Here is a 16,120-nt window from a genome sequence, read left to right on the forward strand (position 1 = left end):
GCTAAATCTCAGCGTGGGCGACGGCGGCGACGAGATCGTCGGCGGCGGTGTAAGGGTCGATCTCCGCGGCCAGCAGACGTTCCGCCAGGGCGTCGAGCCGGTCACCGTGGAGTCCGGAGAACCGGGACCGGAGCCGGGCCAGCGCGATGGCCTCGATCTCGTCCCTCGCGCGGGCCAGCCGGCGGCGGCGCGCCTCGCCGGACTCCTCCAGGTACGCCAGGTGCCCGTCCAGCGCGGCCGACAGTTCGTCGGCGCCCTCGCCCCTGACGGCGACGGTGGACACGACAGGGGGCCGCCACGGCGCCGTCGCGAGGCTCACCATGTTCCGCAGTTCGCGTACGGTCGCCCGAGCGCCCTCGCGATCCGCCTTGTTGACCACGAACACGTCCGCGATCTCCAGGATGCCCGCCTTGGCGGCCTGCACGCCGTCCCCCATGCCGGGAGCGAGCAGCACGACGGTGGTGTCGGCCAGTCTGGCGATGTCCACCTCGGCCTGCCCCACCCCGACCGTCTCGACCAGGATCACGTCGCACCCGGCCGCCTCCAGCACCCGAAGCGCCTGCGGCGTGGCCCAGGCCAGCCCGCCGAGGTGACCCCGGCTGGACATGCTGCGGATGAAGACGTCCGGATCGGTCGCGTGCTCCTGCATCCGTACGCGGTCGCCGAGCAGGGCCCCTCCGGTGAACGGGCTGGACGGGTCCACCGCCAGCACGCCCACCCGGGCGTCGCGGCCGCGCAACGTCCGGATGAGCATGCTCGTGGTCGTGGACTTGCCCACGCCGGGAGCGCCGGTCAGGCCGATCACCCACGCCCGGTACGGCTCACGTGTCCCCGTGGCCAGTCCGGCCATGACCGCGCGCAAGGCCGTACCCGCGTCCGGCGCGCGATCGGGACCGGCGACGGCTTTCTCGATCAGCGAGATCAGCCGCGCGACGGCCCGCGGCCGGCCCAGCATCGCCTCGGCTGCGAGCTTCCGGCTCCCCGCGTTCGACCCGTCCACGACCGGGTCATTCCCATGGAGCCGGATCACCACTACCGGGAGGGCACGTGGATGATCAGGGCATCGCCCTGGCCGCCGCCGCCGCACAGGCCGGCCGCGCCGAGGCCACCGCCGCGGCGCCGGAGCTCGTGCGCCAGCGTCAGCACGATGCGGGCGCCGGACGCGCCGATCGGGTGGCCGAGAGCGAGGCCGCCGCCGTTCACGTTGACCTTGTTGAGATCGATCCCCAGCTCCTTGACGGACTGCAGCACGACCTGCGCGAACGCCTCGTTGATCTCCACCAGGTCGAGATCGCCCGTCGTGCGGCCCTCTTTGGCCAAGGCGTGCTTGATCGCGTTAGCGGGCTGCGACTGCAGCGAGTTGTCCGGGCCGGCCACGTTGCCGTGCGCGCCGATCTCGGCCAGCCACTCCAGGCCCAGCTCCTCGGCCTTGGTCCGGGACATGACCACCACGGCCACGGCGCCGTCGGAGATCTGCGAGGAGGAACCGGCCGTGATCGTGCCGTCCTTGGTGAACGCGGGGCGCAGCTTGGCCAGGGTCTCGACGGTGGTGTCCGGTCGGATGCCCTCGTCAGCGGTGACCATGACCGGCTCCCGCTTCCCGGGCGCGGGCACGGGGACGATCTCGTCGTCGAACAGGCCCTTCTCGGTCGCCTCTGCGGCGAGCCGGTGCGACCTGGCCGAGTACTCGTCCTGTTCCTCGCGGGTCAGGCCCAGCCGCGTGTTGTGCCGCTCGGTGGACTCTCCCATCGCGACCTGGTCGAACGCGTCGGTGAGCCCGTCGAAGGCCATCGAGTCCAGCACGCCGGCGTTGCCGTACTTGACGCCCTTGCGCAGGCCGGGCAGCAGATGCGGGGCGTTGGTCATCGACTCCATGCCACCGGCGACGACGATGTCGAACTCCCCGGCGCGGATGAGCTGGTCGGCCAGCGCGATCGCGTCCAGGCCGGACAGGCAGACCTTGTTGATCGTCAGGGACGGGACCGTCATGGGGATGCCCGCGTGCACCGCGGCCTGCCGGGACGGGATCTGCCCAGAGCCTGCCTGGAGCACCTGCCCCATGATCACATACTGCACCTGGTCGGGTGCGACACCTGCCCGCGACAGGGCGGCCTTGATGGCGACGCCGCCGAGTTCGGCGGCGGACAGGCCGGAGAGCGAGCCCAGCAGCCGTCCAATTGGCGTACGAGCTCCGGCGACGATGACGGAACCAGACATCGGGACCTCCATGACGAGGATCAGGGCGACCGTGTCACGATACCCAGGGAGTATTCGGGCGGCCCGCGGCAGCCCGGCTTGATCATGCGCGAATGGAGAGACATGCTGCTCAGGATCGATCATGTCGGCATCGCATGCCACGACCTCGAAGAGAAAATCGAGTTCTACGAGTCCACGTTCGGGCTGACGGTGGTGAGCCGGGAGATCAACGAGGAGCAGGGGGTCCGCGAGGCCATGCTGCACGTGGCGGACGGCGCGCAGGGCGCCTCGTACGTCCAGCTGATGGAGCCGCTGCACCCCGACACGGTGGTGGGTAAGTTCCTCGCCAAGCGGGGCGAAGGCGTGCACCATATCGGGTACGGCGTCGCGGACGTCGCCAAGGCCCTCGAGGAGGTCGGCGCGAAGGGCGTCAGGCTGATCGACGAGCGGCCCCGGCATGGGTCGATGGGGGCATCGATCGCGTTTCTGCACCCCAAGGACGTGGGAGGAGTCCTTACGGAACTCGTGCAGACAGCCCGGCGTTGACTCGAACCCGTAACGCGTAACGCAAGAAACGTTCATACGTAACAACTCGCGCAGAAAGTCGGAGGGAGCCTCCAATCCCGCAGCACCGGAGTACGCTGGCGTATCACCGGACGCGGGTGCTCATAGGCTCCCCCGCCTCGGATATCCACCTCCCGTCCGGCCCTCTGTAGCCGTCTCGACAACCCAGGATCGAGCCCCATGCAGTCCGACATCGACGCCCAGCTCAACAACTTCTTCGAAGACGCCCCTTCTCGCGAATTCGACGTGGTGCTCCGGGGCTATGACCGGCACCAGGTCCACGACCACCTGAAGACAATCGACACCGACCTGCGTCAGGCCAAGGAGCAGGTCGGCACCCTTCAGCGGGAGCTGTCCGAAACGAAGCGCCAGCTCCAGGAGCAGGAGCGCCCGACCTACTCGGGACTGGGCGCCCGGATTGAGCAGTTGCTGCGGTTGGCGGAGGAGCAGGCCACCGAGCTCGTGCAGGCGGCCAGGTCCGAGGCGAACGAGATCCGGGCCGCGGCCAAGGTGGACGCCGCGGACCTGCGGGCCGCCGCGGAGAACGAGGCGGCGGAGAAGCGGGCGCTCGCCACCCGCGAGGTCGAGGAGATGCGGACCAGCGCGGACCGCGACGCCGAGGAGATCCGCTCGACCGCGAGGCGTGAGGCCGACGAACTGACCGCCACCACCGAGCGTGAGGTCGCCAAGATTCGCGCCACCGCCGACCACGAGGTCGCGGAGAAGCGGGCCGACGCCGAGCGGGAGATCGCCAAGCTGCGCACCACGACGGAGCGCGAGGTCGCCCAGCTGCGGGCCTCCACCAAGCGCGAGCGCGACGAGGTCCTCACCACGGCCAAGCGGCAGGCCGACGAGATGCGGGCCCAGGCACAGCGGATCCTGGAGGAGTCCGAGGCCAAGCGGGCGCAGGACGAGGCGGAGTTCGAGATCCAGCTCGCCGCCCGCCGCGAGGAGGCCGAGCGCCAGGAGGCCGAGCGCCACGCCACCGCCCAGGCCAACACCCAGAAGCTGGTCGCCGAGGCGGAGCAGCGGGCCGCCACCGCCGAGCAGCGCGCGGCCAAGGCCACCCAGCAGGCCGAGCAGACCCGCCGCGAGGCCGACACCCACGCCAAGCAGCTGCTCGCCAACGCGCGCAAGAACGCGGACCAGCTCGTCGCCGAGGCGAAGGCGAGCGCCGAGTCGATCGTGACCGACTCCAAGAACGAGGCCGAGCGCACCCGCACCTCGATGCAGCGTCAGGTGGACGAGCTCACCCGCCAGCGCGACAGCATCACCAGCCACCTCGCCCAGCTCCGGCAGCTGCTCGGCGGCGCCCCGCTGCCCGGCATGGACTCCGAGCCGGCTCCCGTCGCGGCCGCCCCGGCCAAGCCGGCCCTGTCGGCCGCGCCGTCCGTCAGCGAGACGCCGTCCGTGTCGTCGGCCCCGGCGCCCGCACCGGCCGCCAAGAGCGACGACGACTCGGAGTGGTGGCAGGAGTAACCGCCGCGCCGACGAGGCAGGCGCAAAATTCGTGACGGCTGACTGAGCAGGGCCCGGCGGACATCATCGCCGGGCCCTGCTTCATCGTTGGATCGTGACATCCTCGCGGCGACGACGCCGCCGGCCCGGGATCAGACGGTGGCGGGATCAGACAGTGGTGGGCAGTGGGACCGCCGCCGGGTTCACCCGGCTGACGATCTCGTTGAGCACGATCCGCACGTACGGCTCACCGACCCACAGATGCTTGGCCCCCTCGACCCCGACTACCTCCGCCCGCGGCACCCGCGCGAAGCGCGGTGCGGCCTCCGCCGGCCGCAGGTAGTCGTCGAACTCGGGCACCAGCGCGACCAGCTGCCGGCCGAAGGCCGCCCAGGCGTCGAGATCCTCGTCGGTCGCCCGGTGCAACGGAGGCGAGAGCAGGATGGCGCCGGCCACGATCGGGTCGCGTCCCCACTTCAGGGCCAGCTCGGTGCCGAACGACCAGCCCACCAGCCACGGATTCGGCAGATCGTGGAAGTCGACGTACTCCAGGGCCGCGGCCACGTCCCACCGCTCGCCCTCCCCCTCGGCGAAGGACCCCTGCGAGGTCCCGCGCTCGGAGGTCGTACCCCGCGTGTTGAAACGGAGCACGGCCAGATCGGCCAGCTCCGGCAGGCGGTAGGACGCCTTGCGCAGCACATGGCTGTCCATCATGCCGCCGTGCGTGGGCAGCGGGTGCAGACAGACCAGCGTCGCGACCGGCGGCCGGCTCGCCGGCAGCGCCAGCTCGCCGACCAGCGTCAGCCCGTCGGCCGTGTGCAGTTCGATGTTCTCCCGCCGAGCCGCCAGCACCGTGGACGCTCTGATGTCCGTACCCACGCGAACCCCTTGCTTGATGTTCCTGTGATTACCGGCTGACTGCTCAGTAACGGCGGCGCCCCGGGCCCCGGTTGGTCCGGTTCCGCCAGCAGGCGGTGTGCCAGTGCCGCCGCTCCTCCTCGCCGCCCGGCCAGGCGGGCCAGCTCACGATGTGCGGCAGTCCGGGCCGGATCTCCTGCTCACATCCCGGGCAGCGATAGGTCCTGGCCGGAGCGGCGCCCGGCACGTCCCGTACGACCCAGTCCCCGTCGGACGCGGACTCGATCCGGTCCACTCCCGGAACCGAGGTTATCGGCCGTACGGCACCGCGCCCGCCCGGGCGCTGGAACGGGTCACGGCGTCTGGCACGGCGGGGGCTCATGGCAACGGTCCTCGGGTGAGCTGCATGTGCGGGGGCAACGGCGGATCGGTCCTCATTGTTCCGGTCCTCATTCTTACAGGGGTCCCCGTCGAGACACCCAGAAGTGTGTATAAGGTATGCCTAACCTAAGATGTTGGTCGGCGGATCCAGCCGATGCTCCTCCCCCCGAGAGGCAAGGACGATGATGCGACGTTTGAGGCGACTGGCTCCGGTCGTGGCGGGAATCGCCGCACTCACCATGCTGACGGCGGCCTGCGGGAACGACCCTTCGGAGTCGGACGCCGGCACGCTCACGCTGTACAACGCCCAGCACGACGACCTCGTGGAGGCCATGGTGGCGGGCTTCACCAAGGAGACCGGCATCAAGGTCGACATCCGCTCCGGCAAGGACTTCGAGTTGGCGAACCAGCTCGTCCAGGAAGGGGACGCCTCACCCGCCGACGTGTTCCTGACCGAGAACTCCCCCGCCATGACGCTGGTGGACGGCAACGGGAGGTTCTCGAAGGTCGACGACGCGACCGTGGCCCAGGTGCCCGCGCAGTATGTCCCGTCGAGCCATAACTGGGTGGGTTTCGCCGCCCGGGCGACCGTGCTCGCGTACAACTCCAAGGCGCTGACTCCCGACCAGCTCCCCGCATCGATCATGGATGTCGCCACGCCGGAGTGGCAGGGCAAGGTCGGCGTCGCGGCCGGCGGCGCCGACTTCCAGGCGATCGTCAGCGCGGTCGTCGCCGTGAAGGGGGAGCAGGCGGCGGCGGATTGGCTCAAGGGCCTGAAGGCCAACGCGAAGATCTACCAGGGCAACGGCGCCGTCATGAAGGCGGTCAACGCCGGCGAGATCCAGGCCGGGGTGATCTATCACTACTACTGGTACAAGGACCGGGCGGAGTCCGGGGCGAACAGCGCCGACACCGAGCTGAAGTTCTTCGGCGGCAAGGACCCCGGAGCGTTCGTGAGCATCTCCGGCGCGGGCGTGCTGAAGTCGAGCAAGCACCAGGCGCAGGCCCAGCAGTTGGTGAAGTATCTCACCGGCGAGAACGGCCAGCGGATCCTGTCCGACAGCAAGGCACTGGAATACAGCATCGCCAGCGACGTGCCCGCCAACCCCGCGCTCAAGCCGCTCAGCGAACTCGACCCGCCCGCCATCGACGTGGCCACCCTCAACGGCCCCAAGGTGGTCGAGTTGATGCAGCAGGCCGGGCTGCTCTAAGGCTTCGGGCCCCAGATGCGCCACGCACCCGTCCGGCCCTCCCCCGAGCGCGCCCCCCGCGGCGTCAACGGGGAGAGCCCCGCCGTACGCTTTCCCGACATGAAGCGCATGAAGCGCAGAACGGGGACAGGCCGGACGGAGCGGTCCTACCCGCCGCTGATGCTGGCCGCCGCCGTGTCCGTGTCGCTGATCGCGCTGATCCCGCTGTGCTTCGTCGTCGGTTACTCGGCGAGCATCGGCCCGACGGAGGCGGCCCGGCTCGTCTTCCGGCCACGCACAGGGGAACTGCTGTGGAACACCGTCCGGCTCGCGGCCGGCTGCGTGCTGCTCTGCGCGGTGATCGGAGTGAGCGCGGCCTGGCTGGTCGAGCGGTCCACACTCCCCGGCCGCCGGGTGTGGAACGTGCTGCTGGTGGCCCCGCTGGCCATCCCCGCGTTCGTCAACAGCTTCGGCTGGGTGTCGCTCATGCCCGGGGCCACCGGATATGGCGGCGCCCTGCTCATCGTCACGCTCTCGTACTTCCCGCTGGTCTACCTCCCGGTCGCCGCCGCGCTGCGCGGTCTCGACCCGGCGCTGGAGGAGTCCGCACACGCGCTCGGGCACTCCCCCTGGCGGACCTTCCTGCGGGTCGTCCTGCCCCAGTTGCGGCCCGCCCTGCTCGGCGGCTCGCTGCTGATCAGCCTGCACCTGCTGGCGGAGTTCGGAGCGCTGCAGATGCTGCGCTTCCCCACCTTCACAACGGCGATCTACGACCAGTACCAGTCGACGTTCAACGGTCCCGCCGCCAACATGCTCGCGGGAGTGCTGGTAGTGCTGTGCCTGCTGCTCCTCCTTGCCGAACTGAGACTGCGCGGGCGGGCCCGCTACGCGCGCCTGGGAGCCGGATCGGCCCGCCCCTCCCCGCGGACGCGGCTCGGCCGCGGCACCGCTCCCGTACTGCTCGGCCTGGGCGTGCTGATCGCGCTCGCGCTCGGCGTACCGCTGGGCAGCCTGGGCTACTGGCTGACGATGGGAAGCTCGTCGGCCTTCCCGGTCGGGATGCTGGCCACGACCACGCTGACCTCGGTCGGGCTGGGAGCGGCCGGCGCGATCCTCACCACGGTCATCGCGCTGCCGGTGGCCTGGCTGTGCGTCCGCCGGCCCGGCCGGCTCAGCGTGATCCTGGAACGCAGCACCTACTTCGGCAACGCGCTGCCCGGCATCGTCGTGGCGCTCGCGCTGGTGACGATCGCGATCCGACTCACCCCCGTGCTCTACCAGACGACGGCGCTGCTGCTGACGGCCTACGCGATCCTGTTCCTGCCCCGGACCATGGTGAACGTCCGGTCCGCGCTGGCCCAGGCGCCCCCGGCGCTCGAGGACGTCGCGCACGCCCTCGGCGCCGGGCGGTCGGCCACCTTCCGGCGGGTCACACTGCGGCTGATCGCCCCGGGCCTGGGCGCGGGAACCGCCCTGGTCTTCATCGCCATCGTCACCGAGTTGACGGCCACGCTGCTGCTCGCGCCCATCGGCACGCACACGCTCGCGACCCAGTTCTGGAGCCACAGCGACAGCATCGCCTACGCCGCCTCCGCTCCCTACGCGGCGCTCATGGTGCTGATCTCGGCACCGGCCACCTACCTGCTCTCCCGAGAGGCGAAAGTCCGAGAGGCGAGGAAAGGATCGCGTGCATGACAGCGCTGACCATCACCGGGGTCACCAAGTCTTTCGGGACCACATCCGTGCTCGAAGGAATCGACCTGTACGTCCCCGCTGGGAGCCTCACCGCCGTGCTCGGACCCTCGGGCTGCGGGAAGACCACCCTGCTGCGGCTGATCGCCGGCTTCGCCGATCCCGACGGCGGCGCCATCGCCATCGGCGACCAGACGGTGTTCGCCCCGGGAAGGTCGGTCCCGCCACAGCGGCGGCGGGTGGGCTATGTGGCCCAGGAGGGCGCCCTGTTCCCGCACCTTTCCGTGGCCGCCAACATCACCTTCGGGCTGCCCCGCTCCGCACGCAGGGCGGGCGAGCGCGTGCCAGAGCTGCTCGACCTGGTCGGCCTGGACCGGCGGCTCGCCTCCCGGTTCCCGCACGAGCTCTCCGGCGGTCAGCAGCAGCGGGTCGCACTGGCCCGGGCACTGGCCCCCGGGCCCTCGGTCGTCCTCCTCGACGAGCCCTTCTCCTCCCTGGACGCGGGCCTGCGCGAGGGGACCCGGCGGGCCGTGGTCCAGGCGCTCCGGGAGACCTCGGCCACCGCCGTGCTGGTCACCCACGACCAGGCCGAGGCATTGTCGTTGGCCGACCAGGTGGCCGTGATGCGGCAGGGCCGTCTCATCCAGCTCGACGCCCCGGCGAAGCTCTACAGGTATCCATGCGACACCGGGGTCGCCGGCTTCGTCGGAGAGTCCGTGCTCCTCCCGGCGGACCTGCGAGACGGCGAAGCCGAGTGCGCTCTCGGCGTCCTCCCGCTCCGCGACTCGGACGGTGCCGCCGAAGCGTCGGCGCAGCCGCGGCGCGGCGCGGTGCTGATCCGTCCGGAGCAGATCCGGCTGCATCCCTTCGCCGACGCCGCCGGAGTCGGGGCGCAGGTCGCCGACGTCAGCTTCTTCGGCCACGACGCCGCCGTCCGGCTGGACCTCCTGCCGGACGGGCCGCGGGTCACCGCCCGGGTCCTGGGCCAGGACCTGCCGGTGCCCGGCGAGCTGGTCCGGCTCACCGTCACCGGCGACGTGCTGGCCTACCCGGCCGACCGGATGCTCGGCACCCCGGCGGTCACGAGCTGATCCAGCAGGGGCGCGGGTGCGAAGGCGGGGTCGCGATATTCGGCGTAGAGCGCGCGCAGGCCGTCCCTGACCTTCGCCAGGCCGATCTCGTCCAGCATCTCGAACGGCCCGGCCGGGTAGCCGCAGCCGAGCCGCATCGCCTCGTCGATGTCGGCCGCGGTCGCGTACCCGCACTCCAGCATCCGCACCGCGTCGTTCAAGTACGGGTAGAGCAGCGCGTTGACCACGAGCCCCGCCCGGTCGGCGCAGCGCACCGGGGTACGCCCCAGCACGGTCACGAGATCGCACACCGCGGTCACCGCCTCCGCGGAGGTGAGCACGGTCGACACCACCTCGGTCACGCTCTCGCCCACGAGGTGCAGGCCCACGAGCCGTTCGGGACGCGGGAGCCGTACGGCGAGCTCGACGACGGGGGCGTCCGACAGCACGATGACGAGGTCGGCGTCGGCCACCGGGCCGAGGTCGGACGCCTCGGCGAGCACGGCCTTGAACCCGGCGGTGTCGAGACCGGCGGCGAATGACGCCGCGGCTGGCCCGTCGCCGACGATGCCGACCAGCGAGATCGCCGGCTTCGACAGCGCCTCGGGGGCGGGAGCCGTACCCTCGCCGGCGTGGGAGAAGAACCCCCGCCCGGTCTTGCGGCCCAGCAGTCCGGCGGTCACGAGCTCACGGAGGATCGGCGCGGGCGCGTGACGGCGGTCGCGGCTCTCCCGGAACAGCACCTCGCACACCTCGTAGGAGGTGTCCAGGCCGATCAGATCGAGCAGCGTGAACGGCCCCATCGGCAGGCCCACGCCCAGCTTCATCGCCGTGTCGATGTCGTCCCGGCCGGCCAGCCCGGACTGGAGCAGATGGCACGCGTGGTTGAGATAGCCGAGCAGCAGCCGGTTGACGACGAACCCGGCCCGGTCGCCCGCGACGACGGGCGTCTTGCCGAGCCGCCGGGCGAGCTCCGCGATCTCGGCGGGCAGCCCCTCCTCGGTGACGACCGTCCTGATCACCTCGACCAGCCGCATGACCGGCGCCGGGTTGAAGAAGTGCATGCCGATCACCTGCCCGGGGCGGGAGGTGGTGGCGGCGATCGCGGTCACCGACAGGGAGGACGTGTTGGTCGCCAGCACCGCCGACGGCTTGCAGATGCGGTCGAGATCGGCGAACAGGTCGCGTTTGAACTCCATGATCTCCGGGATGGCCTCGACCACGAGGTCGGCGTCGGCCAGATCCTCACGGGAGGTGGTGAAGGCGATCCGCTCGAGAACCTCCCGCTGCTGCTCGGAGGTCATCCTGCCCCGGGCGACGGCCCGGCCCGTCGAGCTCTCCAGATGGCCGCGGCCTCTGGACAGCGCGTTCTCGTCGGCCTCGACGCCGGTCACGCGCAGCCCGGCGCGGGCGAACACCTCCGCGATCCCGGCGCCCATCGTCCCGAGCCCGACGACCCCGACCGTCTCGAACGTCCGCTTCATGCCAGTCAGTCTCGCAGAGCACCCCCCGGCGCCCGTAACCCAGGTAGTGTTGGCGCTCATGCGGCTGGTCATCGCTCGGTGCAGCGTGGATTACATGGGAAGGCTGACGGCCCATCTACCGATGGCGCCCCGACTGATCCTGATAAAGGCGGACGGATCGGTCAGTGTGCATGCTGACGACCGGGCGTACAAGCCGCTCAACTGGATGAGCCCGCCCTGCAAGCTCCGCGAGGAGACCATCGACGGCGTGCTCACGTGGTCTGTCGTGCACAGCAAGTCCGGCGAGAAGCTCGTGCTGACCATTGAGGAGGTCCTGCACGACTACAGCCACGAGCTGGGCGTCGACCCCGGGCTGCGGAAGGACGGCGTCGAGGCGCATCTGCAGGAGCTCCTCGCCGAGCACATCACCACACTCGGCGACGGCTGGACGCTGATCCGCCGGGAGTACATGACGGCGATCGGTCCGGTGGACATCCTGTGCCGCGACGAACTCGGCGGCACCGTCGCCGTCGAAATCAAACGACGTGGCGAAATTGACGGCGTTGAGCAGTTGACCCGCTATCTGGAGCTGCTCAACCGCGATCCCCGCCTGGCCCCGGTCAAGGGGATCTTCGCCGCCCAGGAGATCAGGCCACAGGCCCGCGTCCTGGCTGCCGACCGGGGTATCGACTGCGTCATCCTCGACTACGACGCCCTGCGCGGCATCGAGCGCACCGACACCCTGTTCTAAGGCGTTCCAGGGACACGACCCAAGCCCTCGATGGGCGTTTCGGCGTACGTCAAACGGCCGAGGACGGCCGAGGGCGCTGTCCACCGGTCGGAGGACATCGAGGTTCATTCCGCCGGTGGTGTCGCGGGAGCCGTACGGCGTGGACGCTTGAGGCATGACAAACGCGATTGAAGTGCGCGGCCTGACGAAGCGGTACGGCGACGTCCAAGCGGTCGCGGGCCTCGACCTGGACATCAGGCAGGGCGAGGTGTTCGCCATCCTCGGCCCGAACGGCGCGGGCAAGTCGACGACGGTGGAGATCCTCGAGGGGTACCGCTCCCGCGACACCGGCGAGGTCAGCGTGCTCGGCGTGGACCCGGCCCGGCCGACCAGGCAGTGGCGGTCGCGGGTCGGCATCGTCCTGCAGACGGCCAACGACGCGGCCGAGTTGACCGTCCGGGAGACCGTACGGCATTTCGCCGGCTATTACCCCAATCCGCGCGATCCGGACGAGGTCATCGAGAAGGTCGGGCTCACCGCGAAGGCCGGCAAGCGGGTACGCCAGCTGTCCGGAGGTCAGCGCAGGCGGGTGGACGTCGCGCTCGGCATCATCGGCTCCCCCGAGCTGCTGTTCCTCGACGAGCCGACCACCGGTTTCGACCCGGAGGCGCGGCGGCAGTTCTGGGAGCTGATCGAGGGCCTGGCGCACGACGGCACGACGATCGTGTTGACCACGCACTATCTGGACGAGGCCGAGGCGCTCGCCGACCGGGTCGCGGTCGTCGCGCGAGGCCGGATCGTCGCCGAGGGAACGCCCGCGACGCTGGGCGGCCGGGAGGCCGCCAAGGCCCTGGTGACCTGGGCCGACGGCTCGGTGGAGACCGACACCCCGACCAGGACCGTGCTGGATCTCTCCCGGCGGTTCGACGGCGAGGTCCCCGGCCTCACCGTCACCCGCCCGACGCTGGAGGACATCTATCTGCGGCTCATCGAGCCCTCCGCCAACTGACCCGAAATCTTCCCGTCCCGATTGCTGAGGCTCCCATGACAGAAACCACCACGGCCGCCACCCGTAGCGCGACCGCCGTCCGGCCGCTGCCGTCCGTCCTGAGACTCGGCCTGGCCCGCGGCGCCATCGAGAACAAGATGTTCTTCCGGGAGAAGGACGCCGTCATCTTCACGTTGTCCTTACCGATCATCTTCCTCGTGCTGTTCGGCTCGATCTTCTCCGGCAGCATGGAGGGGACCGGAATCACGGTCTCCCAGCTCTACACCGCGGGTCTGCTCGGCGCCGGCGTGATGGGCGCCGGTTTCCAGAACCTCGGCATCGGCATCGCCGGTGACCGCGATGACGGCACGCTGAAGCGGCTGGCGGGCACGCCTATACCACGTGCCGCCTACTTCATCGGCAAGGTGCTCAACGTGCTGGTCATCGCGCTGCTCGAGACCGTGATCCTGCTCGCCATCGGCGTCTTTCTGTACGATCTGGACCTGCCGTCGAAGGCGTCGAGCTGGGTGACGTTCTCCTGGGTGTTCCTGCTCGGCGTGTCGGGAGCCGCCCTGCTCGGCATCGCGGTGAGCAGCCTGCCCCGCTCGGCCAAGAGCGCGGCCGCCGTGATCACCATGCCGTTCGTGGTGCTGCAGTTCATCTCGGGGGTCTTCATCCCGTTCACCCAGCTGCCCGAATGGTTGATCAATGTCTCGTCGGTGTTCCCGCTGAGGTGGATGTGCCAGGGCTTCCGGTCGGTGTTCCTGGGCGATGCGGGGGCCGCCCTGGAGCTGACGAAGTCGTACGAACTGGATCGCGTAGCCTTGATCCTCGCCGCCTGGCTCATCGGAGGTCTCGTACTGTGCCTGACGACGTTCCGCTGGAAGGGCCGCCGCGACGGATGACTCCGTACGGCACGGCGGACAGCGAGCCGGGCGCCGGAGCGTCCGGCTCGCACGCGTGGGAGGCCTCGCGGGCGTGGGAGGCGCTCTTCGCCGTCGCCCTGGCCGTGGCGATCTTCTCCGTGATCCTGGACTCCGACGTCCCGGCCTGGGCCAGGGCGACCACGATCACGCTGCTGCTCCTGTGCACCATCGCCTATCTGCTGCTCGGCCGTCCCGCGATCAGGGAGGGCGACGACGACGACAGCGGGCGCAGGCTCCTCTACTGGGCGCTGATCCTCCTGGCCTTCGTCCCGGCCTCGATCATCTCCCAGCCCGCTTCGTTCACGCTGTTCGCCCTCTGCCCGCAGGCGTTCATGATGCTGCGTCTGCGCACCGCGGTCATCGCGGTGCTCCTGCTCAACTTCGCGCCCGGGGTGCAGTTCGCGGTCCGGGGGGAGACGAGCGTGACGGAGTTGGCGATCTTCGTGGTGACGGCGGCGATCGGCGCCACGTTCGCGCTGATCTTCGGCCCGTGGATCGTCCGGATCATCAAGCAGAGCGCGGAACGCGCCCATCTGATCGAGGAGCTCAGGGCGAGCCGGATCGAGGTGGCCCGGCTGTCGGCCGAACGCGGCGCCCTGGCCGAACGCGCACGGCTGGCCGGGGAGATCCACGACACCCTCGCCCAGGGCTTCACCAGCATCATCATGCTCATCCAGGCCGCCGAGGCCCAGGCGGACCCGTCACGTCACCTGGCGCTGGCCGTGCGGACCGCCCGGGAGAATCTGGCCGAGGCCCGCGCCCTGATCGCGGAGCTCGCTCCCGTGCCGCTCGACGGGTCCTCGCTGGAGGAGGCGCTGCGGCGGGTCACCGGGAGGCTCGGCGAGGAGCTGGGCATCAACGCCTCCTTCACGGTCGAGGGCGCCTCCGTTCCGTTGTCGCCGAGCACCGAGGTCGTGTTCATCAGGGCCGCCCAGGAAGGCCTGGCGAACGTGCGCAAGCACGCGTCGGCCTCGTCGGTCGCGGTGTCCCTGCGGTATGGCGAGACCGGTGCGACGCTGACGGTGCACGACAACGGCGTGGGCTTCCGCGCCGACGACGACGCTCAGGGATTCGGCCTGCGGTCGATGCGCACCCGGGTCGAGCAGGAAGGCGGCACGTTCGCCATCGAGTCGTCCCCCGGCCGGGGCGCCGCCCTCACCGTCACCATGCACCGCAAATCAGGAGTGTGATCTTGCCGTGATTCGTTTGCTGATCGTGGACGACCACCCCGTCGTACGAGAGGGTCTGCGGGGCATGCTGGAGTCCGATCCGGACGTCACCGTCGTCGGCGAGGCCGGGTCCGGCGACGAGGCGGTGGCCTTCGCCGCCGTACTGACGCCCGACGTGATCCTGATGGACCTCAGGATGCCCGGCGGGGACGGCGTGGCGGCGACCAGGCGGATCCTGGCCGACCGGCCGGCGAGCCGCATCATCGTGCTGACGACGTACGAGACCGACCAGGACATCGTGCGGGCCGTCGAGGCGGGCGCGACGGGCTACCTGCTGAAGGACACCTCCCGGGCGGACCTGCTGGCCGCCATCGCCTCGGCCGCGCGAGGCGAGACCGTGCTGTCCCCCTCCGTGGCCACCAAGCTGGTCACCCACCTGCGCAGCCCCGTCACGGGGTCGCTGTCCAAGCGCGAGACGGAGGTGCTGGCGCTCGTCGCACGGGGGCTGACCAACGCCGACATCGGCAAGGCACTCTTCATCAGCGAGACCACCGTCAAGACCCATCTGCTACGGATCTTCACCAAGCTGGGTGTTTCAGACCGCACCGCCGCCGTCACGACCGCCCTCGAGCGAGGCCTGCTGCGGTAGCAGAGTGTCAACTTGACCGCGCTGTCAACCCTTTCGGCGTCTTTGGCATGACTGGAAAGTACGGATTTGCCGATACTTCCATAAAAAGGATCTTGGGGTCATAATGATGTGTTTGGGGGGTCCTGACATGGCGAGGTGAACAAGTGGCAGGGCGTGACTATCGGGGGATGACAGCCGAGCAGAGGCTCGCCGATCGAAGGGAGAGGCTGATCACGGCGGCGTACACATTGTTCGCTCAGCCGGGTTTCCATGACACGACCATCGAGCGGCTCTGCTCCACGGCCCGCATCTCGAACCGTGCCTTCTACGAGTGCTTCACCAATCGCGACGAGCTGATGCGCGCGGTCTACGAGCGCTGCGTCGAGGAGACCCTGGACGCGGTGAGCCGGGCAGTCGAGAAGGCGGCACCCACCCTGAACGACCGGATATTGGCGGGGGTAGGGGAATACATCCGGTTCGTCACCATGGACGTACGGCGGGCGCGACTCATGCACCTCGAGGTACGCCGCGCCGGCGACGTCCTCAGCAGCGCGCGGCAGCTCGCGGTGAAAGGGTTCAGCCAGGTCATCCAGAACGCGGTGGGCGACGTGCCGCACGCCCTGCCCCCGGACCTGCACCTGCTCTCGCTCGGCCTGACGGGAGCGATCACCGAGTTACTGATCGAGTGGGTGCTCGCCGACCCGGCACCCCCCGTCGACGGGCTGATCGAGACGGCCACCCACATCTTCCACCGCTCACTCCAACCGGAGACCTGAGAAAACGGCCCGGCCCCGAACCCCCTCTCCT

16 protein-coding genes are annotated in these 16,120 nt (G+C 70.1%); 11 read left to right on the forward strand and 5 right to left on the reverse strand.

Annotated features, from left to right (window positions below):
* Window position 1 precedes the first annotated feature (1 nt).
* Both meaB and ACFHYQ_RS11845 read right to left on the reverse strand, forming a co-directional pair.
* A complete protein-coding gene (gene meaB / locus ACFHYQ_RS11840) occupies window positions 2–955 on the reverse strand; it encodes a methylmalonyl Co-A mutase-associated GTPase MeaB (RefSeq protein WP_394301223.1) in 954 nt (317 codons plus the stop codon).
* Window positions 956–1,032: 77 nt separating this feature from the next.
* Window positions 1,033–2,217 carry an acetyl-CoA C-acetyltransferase gene (locus ACFHYQ_RS11845; RefSeq protein WP_394301161.1) on the reverse strand — a complete coding sequence of 395 codons (1,185 nt, stop codon included), beginning with the start codon at window positions 2,215–2,217 and terminating at the stop codon, window positions 1,033–1,035.
* Window positions 2,218–2,319: 102 nt separating this feature from the next.
* Here ACFHYQ_RS11845 and mce point away from each other — a divergent pair, with 102 nt between their 5' ends.
* Window positions 2,320–2,742, forward strand: a complete 423-nt coding sequence (gene mce / locus ACFHYQ_RS11850; RefSeq protein ID WP_394301162.1) for a methylmalonyl-CoA epimerase — start codon at window positions 2,320–2,322, stop codon at window positions 2,740–2,742.
* Between the two features lie 198 nt (window positions 2,743–2,940).
* Window positions 2,941–4,239 (forward strand): DivIVA domain-containing protein, encoded by a 1,299-nt coding sequence (locus tag ACFHYQ_RS11855; RefSeq protein ID WP_394301163.1) that lies wholly within the window; start codon window positions 2,941–2,943, stop codon window positions 4,237–4,239.
* Between the two features lie 147 nt (window positions 4,240–4,386).
* Here the strand turns inward: ACFHYQ_RS11855 and ACFHYQ_RS11860 are convergent, their stop codons facing one another.
* Together ACFHYQ_RS11860 and ACFHYQ_RS11865 are read right to left on the reverse strand one after the other, a co-directional pair.
* On the reverse strand, window positions 4,387–5,097 hold the full coding sequence (locus ACFHYQ_RS11860) for an alpha/beta hydrolase (RefSeq protein ID WP_394301164.1): 711 nt from the start codon (window positions 5,095–5,097) through the stop codon (window positions 4,387–4,389).
* Window positions 5,098–5,140: 43 nt separating this feature from the next.
* On the reverse strand, window positions 5,141–5,458 hold the full coding sequence (locus tag ACFHYQ_RS11865; RefSeq protein WP_394301165.1) for an Rv1322 family protein: 318 nt from the start codon (window positions 5,456–5,458) through the stop codon (window positions 5,141–5,143).
* Between the two features lie 193 nt (window positions 5,459–5,651).
* On the opposite strand from ACFHYQ_RS11865, the gene ACFHYQ_RS11870 reads away from it, so the two are divergent.
* The 3 genes from ACFHYQ_RS11870 to ACFHYQ_RS11880 all read left to right on the forward strand — a co-directional run bounded on the left by ACFHYQ_RS11870 (window position 5,652) and on the right by ACFHYQ_RS11880 (window position 9,430).
* Window positions 5,652–6,668, forward strand: a complete 1,017-nt coding sequence (locus ACFHYQ_RS11870) for an iron ABC transporter substrate-binding protein (RefSeq protein WP_394301166.1) — start codon at window positions 5,652–5,654, stop codon at window positions 6,666–6,668.
* 99 nt (window positions 6,669–6,767) lie between these two features.
* A complete protein-coding gene (locus tag ACFHYQ_RS11875) occupies window positions 6,768–8,342 on the forward strand; it encodes an ABC transporter permease (RefSeq protein ID WP_394301167.1) in 1,575 nt (524 codons plus the stop codon).
* Window positions 8,339–9,430, forward strand: a complete 1,092-nt coding sequence (locus tag ACFHYQ_RS11880) for an ABC transporter ATP-binding protein (protein WP_394301168.1) — start codon at window positions 8,339–8,341, stop codon at window positions 9,428–9,430. The genes ACFHYQ_RS11875 and ACFHYQ_RS11880 overlap by 4 nt, the downstream gene beginning before the upstream one ends.
* Here ACFHYQ_RS11880 and ACFHYQ_RS11885 read toward each other — a convergent pair.
* A complete protein-coding gene (locus ACFHYQ_RS11885) occupies window positions 9,385–10,893 on the reverse strand; it encodes a 3-hydroxyacyl-CoA dehydrogenase family protein (RefSeq protein WP_394301169.1) in 1,509 nt (502 codons plus the stop codon). The two genes, ACFHYQ_RS11880 and ACFHYQ_RS11885, sit on opposite strands and share 46 nt — an antisense overlap.
* Window positions 10,894–10,951: 58 nt before the next feature.
* Here ACFHYQ_RS11885 and nucS point away from each other — a divergent pair, with 58 nt between their 5' ends.
* From nucS to ACFHYQ_RS11915, 6 genes are all read left to right on the forward strand, one after another.
* Window positions 10,952–11,623, forward strand: coding sequence for an endonuclease NucS (gene nucS / locus ACFHYQ_RS11890; protein WP_394301170.1), 672 nt, complete (start codon window positions 10,952–10,954; stop codon window positions 11,621–11,623).
* Between the two features lie 154 nt (window positions 11,624–11,777).
* Window positions 11,778–12,611, forward strand: coding sequence for an ABC transporter ATP-binding protein (locus ACFHYQ_RS11895; RefSeq protein ID WP_394301171.1), 834 nt, complete (start codon window positions 11,778–11,780; stop codon window positions 12,609–12,611).
* 35 nt (window positions 12,612–12,646) lie between these two features.
* Window positions 12,647–13,495 carry an ABC transporter permease gene (locus tag ACFHYQ_RS11900; protein ID WP_394301172.1) on the forward strand — a complete coding sequence of 283 codons (849 nt, stop codon included), beginning with the start codon at window positions 12,647–12,649 and terminating at the stop codon, window positions 13,493–13,495.
* Window positions 13,453–14,706: a sensor histidine kinase gene (locus ACFHYQ_RS11905; RefSeq protein ID WP_394301173.1), complete on the forward strand. Its 1,254-nt coding sequence runs from the start codon at window positions 13,453–13,455 to the stop codon at window positions 14,704–14,706. Before ACFHYQ_RS11900 ends, ACFHYQ_RS11905 begins: the two co-directional genes overlap by 43 nt.
* A gap of 7 nt (window positions 14,707–14,713) precedes the next feature.
* Entirely contained in the window at window positions 14,714–15,334 is a 621-nt protein-coding gene (locus ACFHYQ_RS11910) for a response regulator (protein WP_394301174.1), read from the forward strand.
* 167 nt (window positions 15,335–15,501) lie between these two features.
* The gene (locus tag ACFHYQ_RS11915) at window positions 15,502–16,089 is read left to right on the forward strand and encodes a TetR/AcrR family transcriptional regulator (protein ID WP_394301175.1); all 588 of its coding nucleotides are present in this window, start codon (window positions 15,502–15,504) and stop codon (window positions 16,087–16,089) included.
* Window positions 16,090–16,120 lie beyond the last annotated feature (31 nt).

This window comes from Sphaerimonospora cavernae (genome assembly GCF_042435035.1).
In the GTDB taxonomy this organism is placed as follows: Bacteria; Actinomycetota; Actinomycetes; order Streptosporangiales; family Streptosporangiaceae; genus Sphaerimonospora; species Sphaerimonospora cavernae.

Excerpts from the sequence above, each read along its gene's own strand:
- meaB (WP_394301223.1), bottom strand. The coding sequence starts at position 955 with ATGCTGGGCCGGCCGCGGGCCGTCGCGCGGCTGATCTCGCTGATCGAG.
- ACFHYQ_RS11845 (WP_394301161.1), bottom strand. The coding sequence starts at position 2,217 with ATGTCTGGTTCCGTCATCGTCGCCGGAGCTCGTACGCCAATTGGACGG.
- mce (WP_394301162.1), top strand. The coding sequence starts at position 2,320 with ATGCTGCTCAGGATCGATCATGTCGGCATCGCATGCCACGACCTCGAA.
- ACFHYQ_RS11855 (WP_394301163.1), top strand. The coding sequence starts at position 2,941 with ATGCAGTCCGACATCGACGCCCAGCTCAACAACTTCTTCGAAGACGCC.
- ACFHYQ_RS11865 (WP_394301165.1), bottom strand. The coding sequence starts at position 5,458 with ATGAGCCCCCGCCGTGCCAGACGCCGTGACCCGTTCCAGCGCCCGGGC.
- ACFHYQ_RS11875 (WP_394301167.1), top strand. The coding sequence starts at position 6,768 with ATGAAGCGCATGAAGCGCAGAACGGGGACAGGCCGGACGGAGCGGTCC.
- ACFHYQ_RS11880 (WP_394301168.1), top strand. The coding sequence starts at position 8,339 with ATGACAGCGCTGACCATCACCGGGGTCACCAAGTCTTTCGGGACCACA.
- ACFHYQ_RS11885 (WP_394301169.1), bottom strand. The coding sequence starts at position 10,893 with ATGAAGCGGACGTTCGAGACGGTCGGGGTCGTCGGGCTCGGGACGATG.
- nucS (WP_394301170.1), top strand. The coding sequence starts at position 10,952 with ATGCGGCTGGTCATCGCTCGGTGCAGCGTGGATTACATGGGAAGGCTG.
- ACFHYQ_RS11895 (WP_394301171.1), top strand. The coding sequence starts at position 11,778 with ATGACAAACGCGATTGAAGTGCGCGGCCTGACGAAGCGGTACGGCGAC.
- ACFHYQ_RS11900 (WP_394301172.1), top strand. The coding sequence starts at position 12,647 with ATGACAGAAACCACCACGGCCGCCACCCGTAGCGCGACCGCCGTCCGG.
- ACFHYQ_RS11915 (WP_394301175.1), top strand. The coding sequence starts at position 15,502 with ATGACAGCCGAGCAGAGGCTCGCCGATCGAAGGGAGAGGCTGATCACG.